Origin of the sequence: Oenococcus sicerae (genome assembly GCF_004102045.2) — a bacterium.
Taxonomy (GTDB): Bacteria; Bacillota; Bacilli; order Lactobacillales; family Lactobacillaceae; genus Oenococcus; species Oenococcus sicerae.
Map to the genome: position 1 here is coordinate 584,620 of NZ_CP029684.2, position 26,007 is coordinate 610,626.

The 26,007-nt window shown below is 39.1% G+C and carries 20 protein-coding genes and 1 pseudogene; 1 reads left to right on the forward strand and 20 read right to left on the reverse strand.

Annotated features, from left to right (window positions below):
* Positions 1–13: 13 nt before the first annotated feature.
* The 19 genes and pseudogenes from DLJ48_RS02975 to DLJ48_RS03065 form a co-directional block, all read right to left on the reverse strand.
* On the reverse strand, positions 14–730 hold the full coding sequence (locus DLJ48_RS02975; protein ID WP_128685782.1) for a GntR family transcriptional regulator: 717 nt from the start codon (positions 728–730) through the stop codon (positions 14–16).
* Positions 727–1,876, reverse strand: a pseudogene (gene nagA / locus DLJ48_RS02980) (N-acetylglucosamine-6-phosphate deacetylase). Before nagA ends, DLJ48_RS02975 begins: the two are co-directional and overlap by 4 nt.
* Positions 1,877–1,914: 38 nt before the next feature.
* Positions 1,915–3,180 (reverse strand): ATP-dependent Clp protease ATP-binding subunit ClpX, encoded by a 1,266-nt coding sequence (gene clpX / locus DLJ48_RS02985; RefSeq protein WP_165438699.1) that lies wholly within the window; start codon positions 3,178–3,180, stop codon positions 1,915–1,917.
* 78 nt (positions 3,181–3,258) lie between these two features.
* The gene (gene tig, locus DLJ48_RS02990) at positions 3,259–4,578 is read right to left on the reverse strand and encodes a trigger factor (protein WP_128685783.1); all 1,320 of its coding nucleotides are present in this window, start codon (positions 4,576–4,578) and stop codon (positions 3,259–3,261) included.
* Between the two features lie 58 nt (positions 4,579–4,636).
* On the reverse strand, positions 4,637–5,041 hold the full coding sequence (locus tag DLJ48_RS02995) for a cytidine deaminase (protein WP_128685785.1): 405 nt from the start codon (positions 5,039–5,041) through the stop codon (positions 4,637–4,639).
* Positions 5,038–5,928, reverse strand: a complete 891-nt coding sequence (locus DLJ48_RS03000) for an LCP family protein (RefSeq protein ID WP_128685787.1) — start codon at positions 5,926–5,928, stop codon at positions 5,038–5,040. Before DLJ48_RS03000 ends, DLJ48_RS02995 begins: the two co-directional genes overlap by 4 nt.
* Positions 5,929–6,017: 89 nt before the next feature.
* Positions 6,018–6,650, reverse strand: coding sequence for an RNA polymerase (locus DLJ48_RS03005; RefSeq protein WP_128685789.1), 633 nt, complete (start codon positions 6,648–6,650; stop codon positions 6,018–6,020).
* Positions 6,651–6,742: 92 nt separating this feature from the next.
* The gene (locus DLJ48_RS03010; protein WP_161566101.1) at positions 6,743–9,127 is read right to left on the reverse strand and encodes a GW dipeptide domain-containing protein; all 2,385 of its coding nucleotides are present in this window, start codon (positions 9,125–9,127) and stop codon (positions 6,743–6,745) included.
* Between the two features lie 103 nt (positions 9,128–9,230).
* Entirely contained in the window at positions 9,231–11,204 is a 1,974-nt protein-coding gene (locus tag DLJ48_RS03015) for a GW dipeptide domain-containing protein (RefSeq protein ID WP_128685793.1), read from the reverse strand.
* Positions 11,205–11,328: 124 nt separating this feature from the next.
* Positions 11,329–13,431 carry a GW dipeptide domain-containing protein gene (locus DLJ48_RS03020; RefSeq protein ID WP_243148658.1) on the reverse strand — a complete coding sequence of 701 codons (2,103 nt, stop codon included), beginning with the start codon at positions 13,429–13,431 and terminating at the stop codon, positions 11,329–11,331.
* Positions 13,432–13,534: 103 nt separating this feature from the next.
* Positions 13,535–14,974 carry a lipopolysaccharide biosynthesis protein gene (locus DLJ48_RS03025; RefSeq protein ID WP_128685795.1) on the reverse strand — a complete coding sequence of 480 codons (1,440 nt, stop codon included), beginning with the start codon at positions 14,972–14,974 and terminating at the stop codon, positions 13,535–13,537.
* Positions 14,974–16,122, reverse strand: coding sequence for a glycosyltransferase (locus DLJ48_RS03030; protein ID WP_128685797.1), 1,149 nt, complete (start codon positions 16,120–16,122; stop codon positions 14,974–14,976). Before DLJ48_RS03030 ends, DLJ48_RS03025 begins: the two co-directional genes overlap by 1 nt.
* 6 nt (positions 16,123–16,128) lie before the next feature.
* Entirely contained in the window at positions 16,129–17,295 is a 1,167-nt protein-coding gene (locus DLJ48_RS03035) for a nucleotide sugar dehydrogenase (protein WP_128685799.1), read from the reverse strand.
* Between the two features lie 41 nt (positions 17,296–17,336).
* Positions 17,337–18,293, reverse strand: coding sequence for a glycosyltransferase family 2 protein (locus DLJ48_RS03040; protein WP_128687071.1), 957 nt, complete (start codon positions 18,291–18,293; stop codon positions 17,337–17,339).
* Between the two features lie 141 nt (positions 18,294–18,434).
* Positions 18,435–19,802, reverse strand: coding sequence for a hypothetical protein (locus DLJ48_RS03045; protein WP_128685801.1), 1,368 nt, complete (start codon positions 19,800–19,802; stop codon positions 18,435–18,437).
* A 6-nt stretch (positions 19,803–19,808) separates the two neighbouring features.
* Complete coding sequence (locus DLJ48_RS03050) at positions 19,809–20,450, reverse strand: YveK family protein (RefSeq protein WP_128685803.1); 642 nt, start codon at positions 20,448–20,450, stop codon at positions 19,809–19,811.
* A gap of 124 nt (positions 20,451–20,574) precedes the next feature.
* Positions 20,575–21,510 carry a glycosyltransferase gene (locus DLJ48_RS03055; RefSeq protein ID WP_128685805.1) on the reverse strand — a complete coding sequence of 312 codons (936 nt, stop codon included), beginning with the start codon at positions 21,508–21,510 and terminating at the stop codon, positions 20,575–20,577.
* On the reverse strand, positions 21,507–22,400 hold the full coding sequence (locus DLJ48_RS03060; RefSeq protein ID WP_128687072.1) for a glycosyltransferase family 2 protein: 894 nt from the start codon (positions 22,398–22,400) through the stop codon (positions 21,507–21,509). Before DLJ48_RS03060 ends, DLJ48_RS03055 begins: the two co-directional genes overlap by 4 nt.
* Positions 22,393–23,340 (reverse strand): glycosyltransferase family 2 protein, encoded by a 948-nt coding sequence (locus DLJ48_RS03065; RefSeq protein WP_128685806.1) that lies wholly within the window; start codon positions 23,338–23,340, stop codon positions 22,393–22,395. Before DLJ48_RS03065 ends, DLJ48_RS03060 begins: the two co-directional genes overlap by 8 nt.
* A gap of 182 nt (positions 23,341–23,522) precedes the next feature.
* On the opposite strand from DLJ48_RS03065, the gene DLJ48_RS03070 reads away from it, so the two are divergent.
* The gene (locus DLJ48_RS03070; protein ID WP_128685808.1) at positions 23,523–25,052 is read left to right on the forward strand and encodes a hypothetical protein; all 1,530 of its coding nucleotides are present in this window, start codon (positions 23,523–23,525) and stop codon (positions 25,050–25,052) included.
* On the opposite strand, the gene DLJ48_RS03075 is transcribed toward DLJ48_RS03070, so the two are convergent.
* Positions 25,021–25,986 (reverse strand): glycosyltransferase family 2 protein, encoded by a 966-nt coding sequence (locus tag DLJ48_RS03075; protein ID WP_128685809.1) that lies wholly within the window; start codon positions 25,984–25,986, stop codon positions 25,021–25,023. The genes DLJ48_RS03070 and DLJ48_RS03075 overlap by 32 nt on opposite strands.
* Positions 25,987–26,007: the final 21 nt, after the last annotated feature.

Below are 26,007 nucleotides of genomic sequence, written 5' to 3' on the forward strand. Positions count from 1 at the left end.
GCAATTGGCTTTTTTATTGTCGTTCTAAATAGACACGGTAACGATCACCTGCGTAATAAGTAGAAACAAATTCAAATGGTTTGCCATTAGTCAAATAAGATGTCTGCCGCAAAAATAGCGCCGCTTGGCCTGTGGTCAGACCCAGCCGTTGGCAAACAGTCTCATTAGCGATCACAGCCGAAAATTCCTGCACGACTTTGCCAAACTGAAAACCCCGTTCTTCAAGATATTCATATAAGCCGCCAGACATTTCCGACTTGGTAATATTACCAACCAAGCCGACTGGTACGGTCGCGATCTCAAAAGCGATCGGTTCATCATCCCCAAAACGAACTCGTTCGATCGTGATAACGTCTTCATCTCGACCGATCTCCAAATTCGAGGCTTCTGCCAGAGTCGGCTGGTGTCTTCTGAAAACAATAAATTTTGATTTAGCCGTCTTGCCTTGCGACTGCATGATCTGCGTAAAACTCGTAATTCCTTTAAGGTTTTCAGAAATTTCAGTCGGTTGATCAGATACATAAGTGCCAGATCCCGGCTTACGGATCAATTTCCCCTGGTTAACAAGCACAGAGATCGCTTGACGCAAAGTCATACGCGAGACTTTATAAGCTTCTGCTAGGGCCCTTTCTGCTGGTAAACGACTGCCGCCGGCAAACTGTTTATTCTTGATTTTTTCAGCTATATCGTCGCTGATCTTCAAAAAAACCGGCATATTGTTCGTATTCATTCAGCAACTCGCAGCTCATCGCCATCAACAAAGTTCGTTAACAGATCTTGTTTGGCTGACAATAGATTAAAGTTAGCCCGTTTACCAATTTCTAAGCCGCCAACATCTTTTAACCCGAATTCACGTGCCTGATTGACTGAAGTCATGAGAACCGCGTCCGCGATCGAAGCGCCTGTAAAGGCTTGAACATTTTTAAAGCCGAGATCGTATTTTAAGACCGAACCAGCCAGATGACCGTTTTCCAAACGAGCAGCGCCGTCTTTAATGACGACTTTTTGACCGCCTAATTCAGAAACTTCATTTTCGCCTTGGCCTTTAGCCCGCATCGAATCAGTGATCACCTCGATATTCTTGGCAGTTTTCAGCTCATAAGCCAATTTGACCATTTCTGGGGAAACATGAATCCCATCCATGACGATTTCGACTTTAACTGATGGCGTCAAGACACCATAACCCGTCACACCGGGTTCGCGGCCTTCCAATTGAGATTGGCGGTTATATAAATGAGTCACATGCGAAGCCAATGTCTGGCCTTTATTCATTTTCCAATACGACTGGTTCGTATGGCCGGCTGAAAGCACCACACCCATATTATGCAGACCCGCTTCAAAGGCCGGACCGGACTTCTCTGGCGCATAAGTGACTAATTTGATCAAACCATCTGCGTCTTTTTGCCAATCTTTAAATAAAGCCAAATCCGGTGCGATCACATATTCTGCTGGCTGGGCACCATTCATATCAGCATTAATGAAGGGGCCTTCCAAATGAATGCCGCGGATCATTGAATTGTTTTTTTGCCGCTAAAACAACTGATTCAAGTGCTTTTGCAATGCTGTCTTTGGTCTGTGTGATCGTCGTTGGGAAAAAGCTCGTAATGCCTTCAGTCCGCAATTTTTGCGAAAAAGCATTTAAAGCATCAGCGTTACCATCCATCGTGTCAAAGCCATAGCCGCCATGCGTATGCACATCAATAAAGCCTGGTACCAAAATTGCACCAGCTGGCGCAGTCACAAGCTGGTCAGTATCTTTGGCGACAAAATCCTTCAATTCGCCAAGCTCTTCAATTGTATTAGAAAAGCGCAGAAAACCGTTTTTCACGATGCCTGCGCCAGTATAGATATCAATATTTTTTATTAATTTTGCCATAGTTCCATTATAGGTTTGGTCTAGCCCAATTTATACAATTATGACGCTAATGCTTTTTTAGGATCGGAAGCAGAAATAATTTTTGGTTGTGATTTGCCATCTACAGCAGCTTTCGTCACAACAACCTTTGTCACTTCTGGTTTTGAAGGAATCTGATACATTGTTTCCTTCATCGTCGATTCCATGATCGAACGCAGACCACGAGCACCCGACTTCTTAGAAATGGCAATCTTGGCCATTTCCTTTAAAGCACTGGGTTCAAACTCAAGTTGGACACTATCTAGCGCCAGCAAGGCCTGGTACTGTTTGACCAAGGCATTCTTCGGCTTTGTCAAAATTTGCACGAGATCATTTTCATACAAAGGGTTCAGCACAGAAATGATTGGCAAACGACCCAAGAACTCTGGAATCAAACCAAATTTAATGATGTCCTGATCGTTTAATTGGGTCAATGGATTCTTTTTATTAAATTCTTGCTTATTTTGCTGATCCTCATGGCCAAATCCGATCATTGATTCGCCTAGGCGATCACGAATAACATTGCCAATGCCATCAAAAGCCCCGCCGACAATAAAAAGAATGTTGCTGGTATCGACATGAATATACTCTTGCTGGGGATGCTTGCGACCGCCTTGAGGTGGCACTGAAGCAATCGTTCCTTCCAACAGCTTCAATAAGGACTGTTGAACACCTTCGCCGGACACATCACGCGTGATGCTGACATTCTCGGATTTCTTGGCAATTTTATCGATTTCATCAATATAAATAATGCCGCGCTGTGCTTTTTCAACATCAAAATCAGCTGCCTGCAATAACTTCAGGACAACGTTTTCAACATCTTCACCTACATAACCAGCTTCGGTCAGTGTCGTCGCATCAGCAATCGCAAAAGGCACATCCAGCATTTTAGCCAATGACTGTGCCAAATAAGTCTTGCCGGATCCAGTAGGACCGACCATTAAGATATTAGATTTTTGCAGTTCAACGTCACCATCTTTGTGTGCCAAAGATTCATTGACCCGTTTGTAATGATTATAAACAGCAACAGCCAGTGTCTTTTTAGCATCTTCTTGACCGATCACATAGTCATTTAGACGATTAACAAGTTCGATCGGCGTTGGCAAATCGTTCAGCAGCAAAGCCTGCTGATCGCTTTTTAATTCCTGGTCAATGATCTGCTGGGCAAGTGCGACACACTCATCACAGATATAAACTCCGGGCCCAGCAATTAATTTTTTAACTTGATCCTGGCGTTTGCCGCAAAAAGAACAGGCAATCGTCGGTTGTACTGATTCTACGTCCATGCCCTCTATTGTATCAAAACAGGCATAATACAAGTTTTTATAGGCAAAAAGAAAAGCCGTTTAAGACGGCTTTAATAATTACTTCTTTTCAACTGCTTTTGCACCGCTAACGATTAAATCAACGGCCTTTTGAATCTTCAGATCATGGCTTAGCAGACCAACAGAAACTGACTTTTCAACTTCGGCTTCTTTGATATTGTATTCAGCTGCTAAATGCTTGATCTCGTCATTGATATCTGCATCGCTTGGGTTGATTTTTTCAGCCCGAGCAATCGCTTCAAGTACCAGATTCGTCTTGACACGGTTAGGTGCGCCTTCAGTCATTTGTTCCTTTAATTGGGCTTGACTGCTGCCCGTGATTTTAAAGTACATTTCAGGTTGAACGCCCTGACCAGCCAAATTATTGAAAAATGTCTGCATTTGACGCGAAACATCATCATTCAATAATTCATCAGGTAATTTTTCGCCGGAAACTTTAGCAGCATCAACTGCTTTTTGGACAGCGGCGTCTTCAAAAGCATCCTTGCTCTTCTCAGCTTTGTCTTTAGCCAGCTTCTCTTTGGTCTTGGCCTTCAATTCTTCAAGTGATGAGACAGAGTCATCGACATCTTTGGCAAATTCGTTATCCAAAGCTGGTGTTTCAAGCTTTTTTAATTCGTGGATCGTCACAGCGAAAACAGCATCCTTGCCAGCTAGGTCCTTTGCTTGGTAATCAGATGGGAACTTAACTTTCACATCAACATCTTCATCAACTTTGTGACCAACTAATTGGTCTTCAAAGCCTGGTATAAATTGACCAGAACCAAGACTTAAACTAAAGTTCTGTGCCTTGCCGCCGTCAAATTGTTTGCCATCAACAGAGCCGTCAAAATCAATTACGACAGTGTCGCCTGTCGCAGCGGCTTCGCCATCTTTGGCAGGAACTAATTCAGCTTCGCCTTTTTGCAGACGTGTCAATTCAGCAGTCAATTCCTCGTCAGTCACTTGGTCAGAATCTTTTTCGACTTCAAGATTCTTATAATCACCAAGTTCAACGGCTGGTGCCAAAGTTACTTCGGCGTGAATCTTCCAAGGACCGCCTTTTTTAAGATCATCAGGCAGAATCTGCGGCTGGCCAACAACTGTCAGATCAGCTTCGTTGACTGCTTGATCATAAACATCAGGCAGAATTGCATTCAAAGCATCTTCATATAGGGCTTCTTCACCAAAACGAGCCAAAAACATGTCTTTGGAAACATGTCCTTTTCTAAAACCAGGGATGTTGATCTTGTCTTTTTGCTTGTTAAAAGCTTCATCGATTCCATTTGATATTTGTTGGGCTGGAATTTCGAAACTTAAAGTTCCTTTATTATCAGCGCCAGCTTTAAAAGCAGCGTTGGTTTTAATAATATCTACCATTATTCCTCCAGATACGTACTATAAAATTATAGCGTAAAGCACATGAAAACTAATTGTATCATTTCAAATCATCAAAAGATCCAGGCAGCAAATGCGCTAAATCGGTTTTAACGACGACACCACTCGTATTCGTTAAATAAATGGGCATGTTTTTATCAAACCATTCCACCATTACCTGACGGCAGGATCCACAAGGCGCGATCGCCCCTTCTGTTCGACCAGAGATCACCATTGCTTTAAAATGGTGCTGACCTTTTGCGATCGCAGAAAAAATTGCGGTCCTTTCAGCACACATTGTCGATCCGAAAGCGGCATTTTCAATGTTGCATCCTGGAAAAATATCGCCCGTTTCACTGAGCAAGGCGGCACCAACCGGAAAGTGGCTGTAAGGGATATAAGCTTTGTCTAGCTCTTCATCGGCAATTCTTTTTAACTCATCATATTCAGCTAATTGAACAGTCATTTCAAAGCGTCCTCTAACTCAGTGTGCACACGATCTTTTTCTGTCTGGCTCATCAGCTGCATCGATTGGCCATTGATCGTAGCGCTTGTCCCAACCATTTGGCCAGATTTGATATTATCTAAAGCTTTGCGGTAATTTAAAGCTAGGTTTTTAAAACTGCTAAAGGACAAATCAGTCAAGATATTGGAAGACAGCCGATTAATAAACTTTTGGTTGAAGATCGTCGTCGGATTCGTAGCTGCCTTAGCCAGGACGGCTTTGATCACCTGCTGCTGTCTTAATTGACGACCGTAATCACCACGAGGGTCCTGATGCCGTTCACGCACATAAGCTAACAGCTGATCACCCTGCATATCATAAGTAGTGCCATCGACAAAGGAGTGGCCAAATTCTGTAAAGGTCAGATTGGAAGTGACATTGACACCGTTAAGTGAGTTCACGATCGATTCCAAACCACCCATATTGATCAAGGCATAACCATTCAGTTTGATATTAACCAGCTTCTCGACTTGTGCGATTGATGAATCAGCCGAACCGTAAGCATAGGCTGCGTTTAATTTGACCGTTTGGCCATTAATGATAATCGGTGTATCGCGCTGCAGACTTAAGAGCAGTGTCTGTTTTTTCTTAGGATTGACAACTGCGATCATCATCGAATCCGTGCGCCCTTTATAACTGCGATCCAAAGCGCCTGTATCAGTCCCCAGCAGCAAAATAGCAATCGGCTTGCCAGCCTTTGTCACCGTGTCTGCCTTGTCGGCTGTCTTGATCGAACTGCTTTGGTGCATCTTTTGAATGGCACCCTGTGTGGTCCAAATAGCATAACCGCCAACGGCCGCGACCGCCACAACAGCCAGCGAGAAAAACCAAATTATAAATTTTTTCATTTATTCCCCATTATCGGTTAAAAAATTGACACAAAATCATTGTCTATAATAGCAAAAAAACAAATAGAAATTAAATACAATCCTATTTGTTAATGATTTTTCTGCAATTCAGCCAGTTTAGCAGGGCTTACGACCCTAGCCGCTAATTGATGTGTGTTATTGATACTGCTGCTTTGTGAGTAATAATTGCTGATTGCCTGGTCCAAAGAAAGCGTAAAAGCGGCTGTAATTGGTCTGGTTACTGTGATTTGACCGTTGCTGATCGTAATCTTAGCGGATAAAATATCAGAAATACCAGCAAAACTATCAGCATTAGGCACATAACGATTGATTTCGCCATTACTGATCGAACCGGTCATATCCCAATAATTTTGAGAAAAGGTAAATTGATCGCTCGGCACAGCATTTTTATTTGGAAAGGCCGCTTGAATCAGAATCGCAATTTGATTATTTAAATCAATGGAATTCCAACTGGTCAGACTTGAAGAACTGCTAGTAGAATTAGCTGACGCGGAAAGTGAAGAAGAGGTCGAAGACTCGGATGAAGATGCTGGCGTACTTTTCGTGCTGGCCCTTTTAGACGTAACTGTTTTTTTAACAGAGCTTTCTTTTTTGGAACCAGAGCTGCCATTCAAAGCTCGTGCTGCGAATACCGAAAGACCCACCACGAAAAACAAAACGATAACGGAAGCAATAATTTTTGTCCTTAAACCAACTTTCATTTTTTATATCTCCCTTATATATTTAGAAAATTACCATAGTCATCTCTTAAAGACAAGCACAAATGTATTTAAGTAATTATAAAAAACATGTTTTAAGAACGAATTGCTCTTTCATCAATCCAATAAGTCTTGTTGGCTGTTAGATCTTTGACTTGAACATATTTATAAGTCTGGCCAGCACGTAAAGTAACAGCTTCTTTTAGGACCGTGACTGAATGGCCGTTATAGTTCCTACCCCAAGCATTAGGTCCGAGCGTCGTTGCACTCGTAAAGGCTGGACCAGCATTTAAGACCCAATCATTTCGAGCTGAGTCATAGATCTTAGCTGAGCGGTTAATGATATTAGTTGAAGTAATCGTGGCTGGTTGAAACGAATTCAAATCCTGTTCAGAAACATATACATTATCTTGTCCATTAGAATACAGGATTTTATATTCCCACTGTGAGTTTGAATATGACTTAGCCGTGACCGCAACAACTGTACCGATCCACTTACGGTGCGGTGATAAGTTATATCCATTTGTTTCCCTAGATGCATTTGAAGATATCTGAACAACGGTACCAACGCTAAATTTGGCCGGTACAGGTTTAGGAATACCAACATTCTCCAAATAACTTTCCCACAAATCTGAGCTGCTAATCGGGTCTACACTAGTCGAAATCACCGAAAGAGTGGCCGTTGTTGCTTGCAAATCCCAAGAAGACGGTACGGTAAAAGTGAATTTATCATTAATTTCAGGAATAACCATCTGCGAATTTTGTCCAATGATGATTTTTACCTTTAATTTTGGATTTATTCGTTGTCCATTTTCTCCCGAAACTACTGATGTCAAGACCGAACCACTGATAACCCTTTGATTATTCACTAATTGTGATGTTACTTTAGGAACCGGAAAGACACCCACGATCACATTATTTGAAACATTGAGTGAACCATAACCGGCCCAAAAATGAATAGGGGCCAAATGTTGGCCAGGCCAAACCGTCTGAACCCAATCCACTAAAGGCGTATCAAACACATTATCTTTAATTGTAATGTTCCCGACATGGGTCGAGTGTTGTCCAACACCACTAGAGTAAGCAATAAGCTTTCCACTAGCATTCTTGTAAGGCAAAAATTGATTATCAGAAATAACAATATTACTGCTCTGCTGGCTGATAACGTTGTGAGCTTTTTGGTTTGGATCAACTTTAGACATATAACCAGCATCCCAACCGCCATTGTTATAAGCAGCATCTAGTTGTATGGATTCAGCATAATAATCATGTGCATTAGACTCACCAATGCTGGTTTGTCTTACTAGATCCGGAGCATATCCGATAAATTTATTGTTAGAAAATTTAGAATTCTGGAGCCCACCTAAATCAAAAATATGTTCACCTTTCGTTTCTACCATCGTGAAGGAGTTATGGTTAACATTCCAGTTATTTCCGTGATCAGTCATAATAATGAAAAAATCACCTTTAATAAGATCATGGGCTTGAATGTTAACATTAGACATCGTAAAGTTTGAAACACCATCAATAGCACGAGTACCTGTTGCTAAACCAACCCATATCATTTGTCCATTAACAACTAAATTGGTGTTATTACCGCTAATTGAAGTGTTGGACGAGATAATAATATTTCCAGCAGTTGAATTTAAATTTTTAGGGCCAGCCGCGCCTACATTAAAGTTCCCAGATGGCAACTGTATATTGGTTCCGGCATGATTAGACGCGTATACAAAAGCTAACTGCAATTGTTCATCATTTTGATCACCTGAATATTGAGTCTGCAAAGGAACGATATATTCAGACCCATTGACGGTAGCTTGTACCAATGCAAGTGAAGAAAGCTGTAAATCTTGTTCGGCGATATGAGTATTATGTAAACCATCTTGAAAGAACACTTGATATTCCCAGTTTGAGCGAGAATATGTTTTTCTCATAACCCTCGTGACGGTCCCAACCCATCCGCGGTGTGGCACGAGATCATACCCGTTTGTCTCAGAAATTGCTGTACTTTTGATTTCAACGTGATCGCCAATTTTAAATTGAGGCTGATCGGAAATATCTATAAATTGAGATGAGTTTGGTGCTGTAGAAGAAGCTGAAGAAGTACTTGAAGAGTTGCTACTCATGGAACCTTCTGAAGAAGCAGATGCCGAACTTGCGGCAACGCTAGAAGTTGTTATAGAAGACAAAGAGTTTTGGTCATCGCTTTGGCTTGTCATAGATGCACAAGAAGAACTGTTAGATGAGTTACTGCTGTCCGCCTGTGAAAAATCACCAGTGGCTACACTAGCCGCACTAGATGCAAAACTAGAGGAACCATTATCAACACCTACAGTTGAGAGCTCGGAAGGCGTAACCACATCAGCGTTAACGGTCTGTTGATTCATGTAACTACAACTAGAAAAAAATAAAAAAGTACCAGCACCAACTAACCATAGCTTACCTGATTTATATATTTTTTTCCTGACTAAAAAACTCATTATCTCTCCCACACAAAACAGCATTCCAACCTTTTATATCAAGCAACAATCTATTACATGTCTAACAATTTAAAATTTTAAAAACATATATACGAAGAACAAATTAGTCCAAGCTCTGCAAATCATACTGTTGAATAATACTGATCAAATGATCAGCATACTCGGGATCAGTCGCATAACCATCATCCGATAGATTTTGTGCAGCTTGTTGATAACTACCAGCAACTGATCTCGAAACATTAGCATATTTAGCTTTATTCATAGTATTCGCATAGTCCAGAAAAGAATACTCTGCAGAAGCATAATTATTAAAAGTACCGCTAATTGTTGATTCAGAACCGTTTATATACTCACCGGTTTGGTAAGTCACGGTCCCATTAGCATATTGAGAGCCATTTGCTTTAATACCAAACAAGTTATGATTCACCGATGCAAGCATACTTGAACCCCAGCCCGATTCAAGGATTGCCTGCGCAACCATTATCGATGCATATAATCCGCTGACATTAGCCACATTCACAGAGCTTCCAACAATGCTATATAGCCAAGTCTGTTGAGTAGCCAAAAGACCGGTTGTGATTAAATTAATTGTTTTAGCTGACACACCCCGAGCATCAATCCAATAAGTCTTGTTGGCTGTTGTGTCTTTGACTTGATAATAAGTATAGGTTTGACCGTCACCACGAGTGGTGGTGGCCTGTTGAATGACAGTCACAATATGACCATCATAGGCAGCACCCGAGCCGTTTGAAGCTAAGGTCGACCAAGAAGTCAGAGCCGGACCGTCATTTAAGAGCCAATCATTACGACTTGCATCGTTAATGATGGCCTGATAACTGACTGATTTAGTGCTGGTGATCGTTCCTAACACAGCTCTTTCATCAATCCAATAAGTCTTGTTGGCTGTTAGATCTTTAACTTGAACATATTTATAAGTCTGGCCAGCACGTAAAGTAACAGCTTCTTTTAGGACCGTGACTGAATGGCCGTTATAGTTCCTACCCCAAGCATTAGGTCCGAGCGTCGTTGCACTCGTAAAGGCTGGACCAGCATTTAAGACCCAATCATTTCGAGCTGAGTCATAGATCTTAGCTGAGCGGTTAATGATATTAGTTGAAGTAATCGTGGCATAGTTTGAAAGTGATAGAGATCGAAGATCAATCCAATAGGTTTTGTTGGCTGTCACATCTTGTACTTGAGCATATTGATAATTTTTGCCATCTGAAACACGCTTAGTTGTCACTATCTGCAAAACTGAAATCGTATCGCCTACATAATGATTACCATAATCACTAGCAGTCATCGTTGAAGCGCTTGTATGAACCGGACCGTTATAGAGGACCCAGTCATTACGATCACCTGAGATTTTGCCATATTGATCAGACTGGGTCGTTTTAATGATTTGATCATAAGACACACCCCGAGCATCAATCCAATAAGTCTTGTTGGCTGTTGTGTCTTTGACTTGATAATAAGTATAGGTTTGACCGTCACCACGAGTGGTGGTGGCCTGTTGAATGACAGTCACAATATGACCATCATAGGCAGCACCCGAGCCGTTTGAAGCTAAGGTCGACCAAGAAGTCAGAGCCGGACCGTCATTTAAGAGCCAATCATTACGACTTGCATCGTTAATGATGGCCTGATAACTGACTGATTTAGTGCTGGTGATCGTTCCTAACACAGCTCTTTCATCAATCCAATAAGTCTTGTTGGCTGTTAGATCTTTAACTTGAACATATTTATAAGTCTGGCCAGCACGTAAAGTAACAGCTTCTTTTAGGACCGTGACTGAATGGCCGTTATAGTTCCTACCCCAAGCATTAGGTCCGAGCGTCGTTGCACTCGTAAAGGCTGGACCAGCATTTAAGACCCAATCATTTCGAGCTGAGTCATAGATCTTAGCTGAGCGGTTAATGATATTAGTTGAAGTAATCGTGGCTGGAAAGGATGTCGTTTGAGCTTGTGCTAAATAATTTTTCTGGTAAAAAAAAGAACTATTCATCCCAATAATCGCAAGCATCATACCGACGAAAAGACCAATAATTACTTTATTAAATGATCTGATGGATTTCATTGACAAAATAATGCACTCCCTTTTCTTTTTAGTGCTAACTAAGCAATAAGATGATTTTAACAATGATATTTTGCAGGAATAAGACAAGGGATAGAACTAAGCACTATTTTTTAAAAACTTATAGCTAAGCAATTCTTGCCAACGTGTTCCAATAATTAGCATCACCATAAAAGATATCCAGATCTAACGGGCCGTTGTATCCCGTTAAACTTCCATTATCTGTATATTGGAAAATAGTCGGGTGGCTCCAAGCTCCATAAGAATTGCTATCAGTCCAAGGGCTACTTTGATAACCGGTTGGATCGTCATTAGCGTATTGGGCAACCCACAAACCATAATTGCTTGCAACAGAGGACCAGTTATACTTCGTAGTAACACTTTTGGACATGTAAATTAGTGGACGAACACCAGTAAGCTTATATACAGTATCAAGCCAGGTCTTAGCCCATGCAACACCTTGATTCATAGCGTCACCCTCCCAATCTAAAACAAGCAAGGATTGACCGTTCAAATATGATTTAATCTGCTTAACAAAATAATTTGCTTGATCTACAGCGTTGCCAACGCTTGCAAAATGATAAAGTCCTAATCTTTTACCAGCCTTTAATGTGCTTGCAACCTGATTAGCCATTGCAGGATTAATGTACGCAGTCCCTTCGGTCGCCTTCACAATCACAAAATTACCAGCGACCGTTCCATTACTAATTCCTGACTGATAGTTCGAAATATCATAACCATTCAAAAAGATGGACACACCCCGAGCATCAATCCAATAAGTCTTGTTGGCTGTTGTGTCTTTGACTTGATAATAAGTATAGGTTTGACCGTCACCACGAGTGGTGGTGGCCTGTTGAATGACAGTCACAATATGACCATCATAGGCAGCACCCGAGCCGTTTGAAGCTAAGGTCGACCAAGAAGTCAGAGCCGGACCGTCATTTAAGAGCCAATCATTACGACTTGCATCGTTAATGATGGCCTGATAACTGACTGATTTAGTGCTGGTGATCGTTCCTAACACAGCTCTTTCATCAATCCAATAAGTCTTGTTGGCTGTTAGATCTTTAACTTGAACATATTTATAAGTCTGGCCAGCACGTAAAGTAACAGCTTCTTTTAGGACCGTGACTGAATGGCCGTTATAGTTCCTACCCCAAGCATTAGGTCCGAGCGTCGTTGCACTCGTAAAGGCTGGACCAGCATTTAAGACCCAATCATTTCGAGCTGAGTCATAGATCTTAGCTGAGCGGTTAATGATATTAGTTGAAGTAATCGTGGCATAGTTTGAAAGTGATAGAGATCGAAGATCAATCCAATAGGTTTTGTTGGCTGTCACATCTTGTACTTGAGCATATTGATAATTTTTGCCATCTGAAACACGCTTAGTTGTCACTATCTGCAAAACTGAAATCGTATCGCCTACATAATGATTACCATAATCACTAGCAGTCATCGTTGAAGCGCTTGTATGAACCGGACCGTTATAGAGGACCCAGTCATTACGATCACCTGAGATTTTGCCATATTGATCAGACTGGGTCGTTTTAATGATTTGATCATAAGACACACCCCGAGCATCAATCCAATAAGTCTTGTTGGCTGTTGTGTCTTTGACTTGATAATAAGTATAGGTTTGACCGTCACCACGAGTGGTGGTGGCCTGTTGAATGACAGTCACAATATGACCATCATAGGCAGCACCCGAGCCGTTTGAAGCTAAGGTCGACCAAGAAGTCAGAGCCGGACCGTCATTTAAGAGCCAATCATTACGACTTGCATCGTTAATGATGGCCTGATAACTGACTGATTTAGTGCTGGTGATCGTTCCTAACACAGCTCTTTCATCAATCCAATAAGTCTTGTTGGCTGTTAGATCTTTAACTTGAACATATTTATAAGTCTGGCCAGCACGTAAAGTAACAGCTTCTTTTAGGACCGTGACTGAATGGCCGTTATAGTTCCTACCCCAAGCATTAGGTCCGAGCGTCGTTGCACTCGTAAAGGCTGGACCAGCATTTAAGACCCAATCATTTCGAGCTGAGTCATAGATCTTAGCTGAGCGGTTAATGATATTAGTTGAAGTAATCGTGGCTGGAAAGGATGTCGTTTGAGCTTGTGCTAAATAATTTTTCTGGTAAAAAAAAGAACTATTCATCCCAATAATCGCAAGCATCATACCGACGAAAAGACCAATAATTACTTTATTAAATGATCTGATGGATTTCATTGACAAAATAATGCACTCCCTTTTCTTTTTAGTGCTAACTAAGCAATAAGATGATTTTAACAATGATATTTTGCAGGAATAAGACAAGGGATAGAACTAAGCACTATTTTTTAAAAACTATATTTAACACAAAATTAATTTCTTTCGTGATAATCAAACCAATTAGATCAATACCCCAAAAAATGATACTGACAATTAATAGCTCTAAGAAAATATTCGTGATTTGAATATTTAGAAGATTCCAAGCCAAAACACCTAGAAAAGCCACAGCTGCGATGATTAAAGGTTTGATCATTAATTTCAAAATCTGCAAAATTGAAGATTTGAGTGCGACCTTCATTAAGACGTAAAAATTGAAAGCAAAGGTCACATAAAAATTAATCGCCACAAACAAAGCCAAACGATCAATGTTACCGGCAAGAATGCCAATCGTGATAAATGAGATCGTGATCGCCGTAGAAATAAGACCGGTCTTCATCAAAGTCTTCGTCATATTGCGAGACTGATAGATACCGCCAATCGTCGTGGTGATTAATTGAATCCAAGTGGTCAGCGATAAAATCTGAAAAGGAATAATAGCCCCATCCCATTTGTGGCCAAACAAAAAACGAATAATTAGTTCTGAGTTGCTCGATAAATACACTGACAAGGGTATCCCAACAATCAACAAAAAGCGCAGTACCTTTAAATAAACTTTTTTGATCGTGGCGACATCTTCCTGATAGTTAGCTAAGACAGGCTGCATCACCGGAACAATCACATTGGTAAAAATATTATTCGGATACGTGATCATCTGATAGGACTTGCCATAATTTCCCAAGGCTGTTTGGCCAAAAAATTTACCGACTAATAAATTATCAAGATTTCGAGAAAAGTAGTTAATGATGCCAAATTCAAATTGATAGGTTGAAAAATCACGAATCTTCTTAAGAGCTCGTTTATCAAGTCCTTTTAGAATTTTTAGTTTGGAAAAATGAAAATAAGCAATGAAGTTGACAAAGGCTGGTATCAGGCTAGTAAGGATCAGCGAGTAGACGCCAAAACCAAGAAAAGCGGTCACAATTCCTGTCGTACCACCAATCAGATAAGCTAAGAGGCCTGTTATGTTAATGTGCTTGAACTCTTGTCTTTTTTGTAGCAAAGATAAAGGCACGACTGACATCATTGATAAAATCAAATTAGGCGCCAACATCCAGCTTAATAAAAGATAAATTTTATCATTATAAAAATAACTGACTGGAATTCCCAATAAACCAAAGACTGCACCAATGATCAATGACCAAAAAGTAAGAATTTTGAATAAAGATGAATAATCACGGTCGTTTAGTTCGTGGCTTTGAACAATAGCTGGCCCAATGCCCAGCTCAGAAAGCAGTTGAAAAAAGGGCAGGAATACCAAAATAATATTTAGAACGCCATAGGTTTTAGGCCCTAGTAGGCGAGATAAAACAATCGTGACTGCAAAATTTGCAATAACACCCGCATACTGACCAATTGCCGTATAGACGACGCCCTGTTTGAATTGTCGTTTAATTTCCTGCATTATTTTAAAATGTTAACCCATTTTTGGATAACTTCTTTCAAAAGATAGTTTTGAACACGTAACAAAGACTTTTTTTGCCATTGTTCACGTAGCTTTTGACTACCAATTAGCCGAGACAGCTGATGGTTCATTTCAGCCACATCACCCAATTTGACCAATTGGCCATACTCACCATCTCGCGTCACGGATCTAGCACCAGTTTGATCAAAAGCAACCAATGGCAATCCAAAACTCATGGCCTCGGCCATAACTAAACCAAAGCCTTCCCATCTAGAGGTCATTAAAAAAATTGAACTGGCTACATAGTGATTAGCTAGAGCCTCGCCTTTAAGTGAACCAACATAGACAAGCTTTTGTTGCGCTCTTTGGATGTCGCTGGCATCTAAAACATTAATCATTTTCAGCGGGTCTTTGTCCCCTGCTATAGAAATAACCCAGTCATCAGGTAATTGTGCGGCAATTTTAAGTAAGTAATCGGTACCTTTGTGCTGCCAATCAGAGGTCCGGCCAACCCATGAAATGACATGTTTTTGCAGATTTGAAATAGTCCCCTTAGGGTTCTCGATTGTCACCGGATTGGCAATTTCTACTGAATGGGAATTATACTTTGCAAAATGCTCAGCATCATATGCAGTGAGCGAGACAACTAGATCCGATGCTTGCAGGCCATTAATAAATTCCTGTTTGATATTCTTGAAATAGTTGTCCATGTAAACATCGAAGTTATTATGCATCCAAGAGATGACCCGTAAATTAGGGAAAGCCTTCTTGATAAAAGGTGCATAGGCCGTATAGTCTGCAGTAAGAATGACAGTATCAAAATTATTCTTTGATATCTTCGCCAACAGAGAACTAATTAAAAATTTTTCGACTGTTAAAAATTGATTTGCTTGGTTCGAAACATTTTCGTCAAATCTATTTCTTAAAGAACAGAATTTACGATCAATTTTTTCCAAAAAATTAGGAGCTTGTCTTGGATAAAAAAGTTTGGATTCCACTGAATAAAACTGAGGAATATTTCTACGCACAATAAAAATAGAGGATTCAAAGTCATCTAAGGCATTCAAAGCATCCGCAATGATCGAAACGACCCGTTGCAGGCCACCAATGTTTAGATCATTGACCACAAATAAAATCTTTTTAGTCACGAAGGCTTACGCCCTTTTCCATTGATCTCTGGTATACACCTTCTCTAAGACATCTTTGATCTCATCAGTGACACGGTTGGCAATCACGACATCGCTTTGAGCTTTAAAGCTGGCTAAGTCTTTGATCAAGGGGCTATCTTGAAAAGTGGGCTGGCTTAAGGTCGGTTCATAGATGATCACCTTAACGCCGCTGGCTTCTAACTTGCTCATAACATCCAGGATCGAAGACTGACGAAAGTTGTCTGAGCCCTTTTTCATGGCCAGCTTATAGACACCGACGACCTTGGGATGTCTAGCCAGGACTTGATCGGCGATAAACTGTTTTCTTGTATCGTTAGACCGGACAATGGCCGTCATCAAGTTCTGAGGAACGCCTTGATAGGAAGCTAAGAGTTGTTTGGAATCTTTAGGTAGGCAGTAACCACCATAGCCAAAACTCGGGTTATTGTAAAAGTCGCCGATCCTAGGATCCATGCCCACTCCTTGGATGATCCGAGCCGCATTTAACGACTTGCTTTCAGCATAGGTGTCTAATTCATTAAAGTAAGCCACCCGCATGGCTAAGTAAGTATTGGAGAAGAGCTTAATCGCTTCGGCTTCTTCACTAGTCGTAAATAAGGTCGGCACATCCGCTTTGATAGCAGCGGCTTGCAGCAAACCAGCAAAGGTCTTGCCAGCCTCAGTTAAGGAACCAACGACAATGCGGCTGGGATAGAGGTTATCGTATAGCGCCGTGCCTTCTCTTAAGAATTCTGGGGAAAAGAAGATCTGATCGGATTGGTACTGGGCTTTGACCTGATCAATAAAGCCAACTGGGATCGTGGACTTGACCACGATCCAGGCAGTCGAGTTTAAGGCCAGCGTTTCTTTGATGGCTGCCTGCACACTGCTGGTATCAAAACGATTGGTCTGCGCATCATAATTCGTTGGCGTGGCGATAATCACAAAGTCAGCTCCGGGAATGGCTTGTTGAGCATCCAGGGTGGCTTTTAAATGCAAGGGTTTGGTCGTCAAATAGTCCGTGATCTCTTTATCAACGATCGGACTGATATGCTGGTTGATCAGCTCAACCTTTTCTTTGATAATATCCAAAGCCACAACATCGTTTTCTTGTGACAATAAGGTTGCCAGTGATAAGCCGACATAACCAGTTCCAATAACTGCAATTTTCATAGCAAACATACTCCTAAGTTAATTATTATAGATTCTGCTGATTACTTAATCCACTTGTCTTTTAATTTCCTGAAGTTTCGGTAAAGAAGGTTTATGAGTTTAAAAGAAGCTGACCAGTAGACCATTTTTTCTCGTCGGGTTAAATGGCTCTCTGACATGTTTTGAAGATCGCCTTTCATCTCATTTGCAAACTGAACACGAATTCGTTGTGGGAAATAAAAATTATAAAAACGAACCATGCGGTGAAAATGCCAAGTAGAGACATATTTCCGACTGAAAAACTTTAAATAAATATCTCGTGCCTGGTTTAATGCAAATAAAAGATCCGACATAACGCCACTTAAATCATTAGTCCATTTGTCCGCAGTGGCGCTCGTCCCTCTTCTTCTGTACCAATACATTGGCTTTTCAGTCAGAAACACAATTCCTTGTGAATGAGCATAAACAGTTGGTGTTGAAATTTGATCTTCAAAAATCATACCTACTGGAAAAGATATATCGTTCTTTTCGTACACGCTTTTAGCAGCCAAATAAGTAGTTGGTCCGACAAAACGTGAGTAGGCCATAATCAAGTCTAAAGCTTCTTCAACTGAAATAAGTTGGGAATGATTGTAGTTAGGCTTGTTAAGCATCAACACTTGATTGCCATTTGCATCAATCTCACCAATATCAAAAATAACCGTCTCAGCATGAAATCTATTTAATAACTGAATAGATTTTTCGATTAAATCTAAGTCAGCCAAATCATCAGAGTCCATAAAGTATATATATTTTCCCTTAGCTTTGGCCAGACCATTATTTCTAGCAACTGACTGCCCAGAATTTTTTTGATGAAAAATCCTGATTCTTTTATCGCTTTGAGACACAGACGACAAAAAATCCTTCGTATCTCGATTAGAACCATCATCAACGATTATTAACTCTAAATCCTGATAACTTTGATCCAAGATACTGCCTATTGCTTGACCCAAAAAATCCAGTCCATTATAAACAGGCATGATGACAGATACTAACGAGCATTCCACGGATATATCCTCTTTCTTGTTCTATAAAACAAGTTAACATTCATAGAATCATCATTAATGATTATAAATCAGAAGAATAAAATATTTTTTTAGAACCAACTGGTGTGATATAAACTAACTCTTAAAAATGTAATGATGCTCAGGGAATGTTTGATTATCAGCAGACAAAGATAAAACTCTCCAATAGAAAAACAGCATCAAGAACATTGACCACTTAAAGATGTCGAAAGATAAAAATGAGCTAGGAATCAATACAGCAAAAGTTACAAGAGAACTGTTCAACATTGAATAATAAAAACGTTCGTTATCAGATTGGGCTTGAATGTATTGCTTTCGTCTATTTATCAAATCAATAATATATTTAGTAACAAAAAATAGTAGCGGCACCATGATAATAAGGCCATACTGTGCTAACCAACCAAAAAAACCGCTTAATACTGGATAACCGAGTTTGGAATAAACGTTTTCATATTCCCAATTATGAGTTGACCAAGTAGGAATATACTCAGTAATAAAGTATCCAGCAAAGCCTTGTCCGGTACCCAGAAATGGCGTTGATAAAAAGGTAAATATCAGGCCAATCGTGCCGCCAAGGCGGTTAGAGGTTCCTTGTTTTTCAAACAAAAACTGCGTTAAAACATTATGGACAGGTGTAACAAAAACATAAGCCAATGCAATTGCCGCTATACCGACAAGCCCTAATAAAAATAATAGTTTGCGATCATGATGATCTGCAAGTATCAGCCAAGCGAGATAAAGAAGAGCGATGGTCAAAATACCAGTTGTTGTTTTCGCCATTAACAAAAAAATCCCGCTTACAATAACCATGACCCATAAAATTATTTTTGGCTTTTTGAAAACCAACTTGTCTTTACCAATAAGCAAGCCAATAACGATTGGTAGATACACTACTCCTAAAAGATTAGCAAAGACAGGAGACTCTCCTTCAAACCCATTAACACGACCCTGTGTTACTGCATAGCTACCTAACTGATAAAAATCAGTCCGCCCAGCCCAACGTGTTTCAAACACTGAGGCCAAAGTATTAATATATCCATCTAATGAGTGCACACCGATAGTAATAAGAACTTCGGGCATAATTACTAAAATTGCATATATAGCGTATCCGTAAAGAGCCCAACGAATGAATTTAACCGCATTTTCCTGGTTGGTAATATAAAGTTTTGTAAAGGAGTAGATCATCCAGATCATTACAACTTGTTTTAATAACAGAACGACTGATTGCACAATTCCAATTGGAACAGCTGACATTGAGGTATAAGGAAAACTAATTAACATTGCCAGTATCTGAAGAAGAATAATAATTACCCAAATAACAATTGTTCTGCGTCGGGGAATTATCTTTTTTATATCTAAAGGATTTTTAAATAGCATCCAAAGAATCGGCAAGGATGCTATAAAAAAAGCATGCGCGTTAAAAAATTTTGAAAGGAACGTTAACGGCAAAAGCAACAATTGCATAGTTAATTACTCCGATCGTTCTATCTTTTTGTAATTCTTATATACCCCAATGATCAAAGACAACACAATACCCAAAGTCAGTCCAAAACTAGCACCAAACAAAATCGCCTTTTTGTGTACAGGACCAGCAACAGAGGGTTTCACTTTTGCTTTGGAAGCCTTGGACATTAAAACTGGTTTCGGCATCGATGGTAAGAGCTTAGTTCCCTGATCAGCAAAAGATTCCGTGTAAGCATTAACTAACTCAGCGGCTTTGGACTCGCTTGTCGCGGAAGCTGAAAATCTAATAAACAAAGTACCGTTAACTGAATCAATGCTGATACTCTTAGAGATATCATTCTTAGATATTTTCCAGCCTCTCTGTGCTAAATCTTTTTTAGTAGCAGAAATAATTTTGTTATCATTTGCTACGATTATGTAACTACTAAGCAATGATTCGTTAGCCTGGAATGAAGAATACGGATTCTTTTTATTCGCTGTTCCAACATATACTTCTCTAGATGCTGAAAAACGAGCAGGAGGTAATGCAACACGTTTTGTGTATACATACATGCTGCCAGCACCTAAAATAGTTAAAATAATCGTTAACCAAGCATATCTAATTAAATGGTGAACCAAGTCTGTTAATGTAAACTGAGAAGTATTCATTTCTGCAAATATCCTTTAAAATCAAAAATCAACAAGTTGCCTCATTGTAAAACCCTGCGTTTTGACACATATGATAAGCCTACTCTACCGATAAAATATCCTCATGATAAACCATCAGAAAACATTAATTGCTTCCGGGCAGGTATTTGGGGTTTTTTCCAAAGTGGTTATGCTTGGCATCCCTAACGGCATCAGTTACTTGACGCACTTCATATTTCCGGTGACCTTTAAATCTCGGAAGTGGCAGTACGTACACACTCTTAATCCAAGTAGCGATAGGATAAAGTTTCCTTCTAAAGGACTTGCCATGTTTATCACACATGTCTATTTTGTTACGTACACCATAATAATGGCGCCAATCGGGCTTGTAATCTGTTTTAAAATCCATCGCCGAACTACTGGTATCGTGAATCACAACAGCATTGACAACGTTGATGATATTAGTTTGTTCCCGAACACGTACAGAAAACTCTAAATCATCCATCCAAATAAAGTACTTAGCATTAATTTCACCAATTTTAGACAGAATCTCTTTGTTTACAACACTGCCGACAAAGGTAAACATGTCTATCGGAAAATCCTCTGCGTAAGCACTCAACGGAATGTGACTATATCGCAACATCCCCCAATCTTTGATATGAATACGGTGTGTAATATCCGTCCTACCATCATTAAGCTTGACCGTCCCCGTAAAGGCTTTAACATCGGGATTATTTTGCGATGCCTGGGCAATTGCATGGAAAAAACCAGGTTGGTAATATGCATCATCATCGCCAAAAGCAATCCAATCAACATTGAGTTTTTTGGCTTGTTCTAAGGCATATTCAAAGCCACCAGATCCACCGATGTTCTCGTCTAGTTTAAAATATTTAATCTTTTTATTTGCCAGCAATCCTTCTGACTGAAGATATTCATTAGTACCATCGCTTGAATTGTTATCAACCACAACAATATATTTAGGAGCAACATCTTGGTCCAATATAAAATTAATGGCTTTAACTAATTTTTCTTTACGATTAAAAGTCACTATTAAATTTGCATACGAAAATTTTTTGGTCATTCTTTTCCCTTTGGATATTCGATTATTGGTTTGAAAACTAGCCCTGCTTTAGTACCGCTTATAATTATCTTGATTTTTTCGCGTTTGTACTTAGTTCTTCTGAAAACAACTTTAGCAAAATCAATCATCGTGTGAACATAGGGACGTATTTTTTGCATCATTTTCGTTCTACGACGACCAGTCAAAAGTCTATTCCGGTACTCATAAAAATATCTCGGTAACCTGTTACTATCTTTTTCGTGAAAGATATCACCGGCTGCAATATTGCTTTCGATTTCATGCACAACTTTGCTTCCTGATACGAAATAGCCCTTGGCAATACGTCCTAAACGTTCCGTATATTCCATATCGTCTCCCCAGATAAAATATTCTTTTTGGGGGAAACCTGCCTGCGATATACATTGCCGCCTAACCAGCAAAGAAACAAAAGTCGCTTTTTTAATCTCATATAAGCCATTGCCAACATCCGCGATAGGTTTAACAAGATTCATTAATGCTGGGGAACCATCGACCCAGCGGACATCACTCGCGTAAAAAGCAGCATCTGGTTTATATGACACTGCTTCAAGCAACTTAGATAGCGCTTGTTCGCTAACTAGCGTATCATCATCCATCACCCAAGCATAATCCCAATTTGTTTTTCTATAAAAATATTTGACCCCAGCATTAAAGCCGCCAGCGCCTCCCGTATTTTCCTTTAAATGCAGAATAGACAGTCTGTGATCCTGCAGTGTCTTCAAATAATCCTTAGTACCATCACTTGAGTCATTATCAATGACTAGAATACCTTGTAACTTATTATCAGGAATTTCAAGCAATGACGGCAGACTTCTTTTAAGCTTAGTTAGTCGATTATAGGTAACGATAATTGCTGCAACTGTCTCAGCCATTAATTTTTCTCCGTTGAAAACGACTAATAAATATCGGAAAGACATTTTTTCTGAGATAGGAATTAAAAACTCCAAATTTAAAATCTCTTGAGATACTTAAATATGAAGTAAATTTTTCGAGTTTATTCATTTTGTGATCATCAATAAAGCCCGGCAGAACTTGATTTTTATCAAAAGACTCAATAACATCCCGATCAACTAACTTTTTGAATTGCCTCATCCAGTTTCTTGAAAAATGCCAATCAACCACAGAAGAAACACTGTTTTTGCGACCTGGATATTGCATGCGATACCAAACCAAAGGCATTGATATCTGTACCATACGAGTATGTTTGATTAAGCTGGCACGTAGAATCAAGTCCCAATCTTGGTGTTTTTTTAATCCATCAGTAAAACGCAATGCAGCAAATGTTTCACAAGGAATCAAAAGACTTGAGGTCGTGATATATCCATCTCGTTTAAAAATAAAATTGGCTGCATTTTCATTAGATGCGATTTGATTGATGGGTCGAATCTTGTCTCCGCCGCATTCATCATAAATCACATTTGTAAAGATAAAAAAATTAGTATCTTTTTCTTTTTCGCACGCAACTAACTGATATTTTATTTTTTCGGGAAGCCATTTATCATCATCATCCAAAAAAGCAACAAACTCATCTGCGGGATCCAAGTTGTCAAAAGCGAGATTTCTGGTTTGCGAACCACCAACTTTTTTATTACTTTCCAACACCTTGATTGGTTCATGTGGGAAAAGAGCGGATAATTTGTTCTTAAGATAAGTCGACTTGCCGTCTATTGCAATCACAATATCATTAACTTGTATCGTTTGATCAAGCACACTTTGAACTGCTTCTATCACAAAATCATTTTCTGATTGCCGATTTTTCGGTCTCTCATAAGTAGGAATCACAACACCAATTTTTTTTGTACTTTTGGTCATCTTTTTAATTCTAGCATGCAATGAAAAAAACAAGTTGGTACATATAGCTACCAATGCAACATAACTCACAATTTATGAACTATTTAATCACGATAACGAAATACGAACCGAACCGAATAATAAGGATCTTCGAAAGGTATACAATTTTAAATGAAATATTTGGGGACTGAGGGAGTCTTTTTGTGAAAAACGTGAAAATATCTTTCAATAGAATTGGTTCGATCGTTAGTATCGGTCTTTTTATTTATATCGGATTTTTAGTATTGAGGTATTCAGACCCCGCAGTTTCCCCTACAATTTTAAAAACCTCGACTATTTTATTAATTATCATCATTTTCTTGACTCGAAATAAAATTGCAGAACTACTGGATAGATCGGCCAAAAACTGGTTGTGGATTTTTATCGCAGTATTTACTGCTATTTTTCTTTTTCAAATTATTACTTTTAATGCCTTTTATACAGCTGCGGTCCATTGGGATTTTATGAATGATGTGAATTGGGCATTCAATGCATACAGAAATAAGGGAGTGTTTGCTAAAAATGCAATTATAGGTATGTCAATATATCCAAATACCATTATTACGGTGCGCTTATTTTTGCTGATCGCAAGTATTTTCCACACTTCTACTATTCCTGCGTTACTATTTTGGTTAGAAATGGCAAACATTCTCATCATCGATTTGGCATATATTCTTGTAGCATATGCTTTAAAAAGATTTTATAACGCAAAAAGTAGTCTTATTTTTATTTCCTTATCTCCTTTCAGTTATGTCGTCTTTCATTGGATTTTTCAACAAGATTTATGGTCCGATAGCATTGGACTTATTTTTATTGCCTTTTTTGAATATCTGGTCCTGTATCTAGAAAACCAAAAAATTTCTAAAAAAAATTGTTTGGTGTTTCTATCATTACCTTTATTACTTGGATTCGCTGCATTAATCAAAGCAAGCTATATTGTTGTTTTGATTGCATTATTACCCTTCTTACTTAATAAATTTGATAAACATAATTTTTCCAAAACCGTATTATTAATTTTTATTTCAGTCGTCATTTTCGCTGGCACTTTCATTGGAGGAAATAAAATTATACAGACTGGGATCGTGACACCCAAACAAATTCAGCGATACAGCATGCCAACTCAAAACTGGATTAACATGGGATTATCTATTCCAAAAAATCAAATATGGCCTTGGAATTCAGGTGGATATAATCCTAAATTTGTTAACCAGATGAATACGGCTAAATCATTAAGTGCACGGCAAAAAATATCTAAAGATAGTTTTAAAAAAATTATTAAAAAAAATGGATTCCACGGATTAATCAGGATTCAGAACGCCAAACTGACATTTATGTTTGGCGTCGGACCAAGTTTGTCTCAGTTGGGATTCAACAGTCCTCGACTAAACTCTATAATTGGTAATTTCATAAATTCTTATCACCATTTCACGAATTTCAAGAATATAGTGCTTACTTTTTTTTATGTTATTGTGTCATTATTCGCTATCTGCTTAACAAAAATATATAAAAAAAAGCATTACGATTTGCTTTCTATTACCAGTTTTGCATTTATTGGTTTTATATTCTTTGAAATGATTTGGGAACTAGAACCCAGATATATGGCTTCAATGTCAATTATGGTAATCACAGCCATTGCTTTATCTGCAAGTAGTTGGTTCACATCTACCTCTGATCTAAAAGATTCTGTTCAATAATATATCTAGGACGCTTCTTAACTTCGGTAAAAATCTGCCCTATATATTCTCCAAGAACACCGATGGAAAATAATTGCAAGCCACCTAATCCCCAGATAGAAATTATCAAAGAAGACCAACCAGCTGTTGTGTGACCCAAAAAATGTTCAACAAATGAATAAGCAAAAAATATCATGCTAATAAAGATAATCGCAATACCCATATTTCTTAAAAATCTTATTGGTTTAATTGAAAATGAGGTTACGCCATCAATTGCGAAATTTATCATTTTCTTCAATGGATACTTAGTGCTGCCGGCTTCTCTTGGGGATCTTTTATAAAACACCTGTGCACTTTTGAAGCCTACTAACGGTACAAGGCCTCTAATGAACATGTCTCTTTCAGGAAATTTAAGGAACTCATTCATCGCTTTTTTGGTCATCAACCTAAAATCTGCAGAATTTTTGACCGTTTTAGCGCCAAGCTCATTCATTATCTTATAAAAAATTGATGCTGTTTGACGCTTAAAAAAGCTATCTGTCGTCCTATCATTTCTCACGCCATAGACAACTTCCACAGCTTCACTATCAACTTTTTCAATCATATCGATAATCGAGTTTGGATCATCTTGTAGATCTGCATCTATAGACACCAATAAATCTGCATCTTTAGACGCTTCAAATCCAGCTATAAGAGCAGCTTGATGACCAAAATTTCTAGAAAATTTTATGCCTGTTACATGTTTTCTTTTAGAGGACAGTTCCATGATCGTTTCCCATGTTTTATCAGTCGAACCATCATCGATAAATAATATTTGGCTATCTAGAGAAATCTTTTTATTACTGACTAATTGCTCAATAATTCCCGACAAAATTTTAGCAGCTCTATCGAGAGTCAATTCTTCATTCATTGCGGGCACGATGATACTTAATTTTCTATCTGAACCATCTCTCATAATTTAATCCTTTTTTCATAA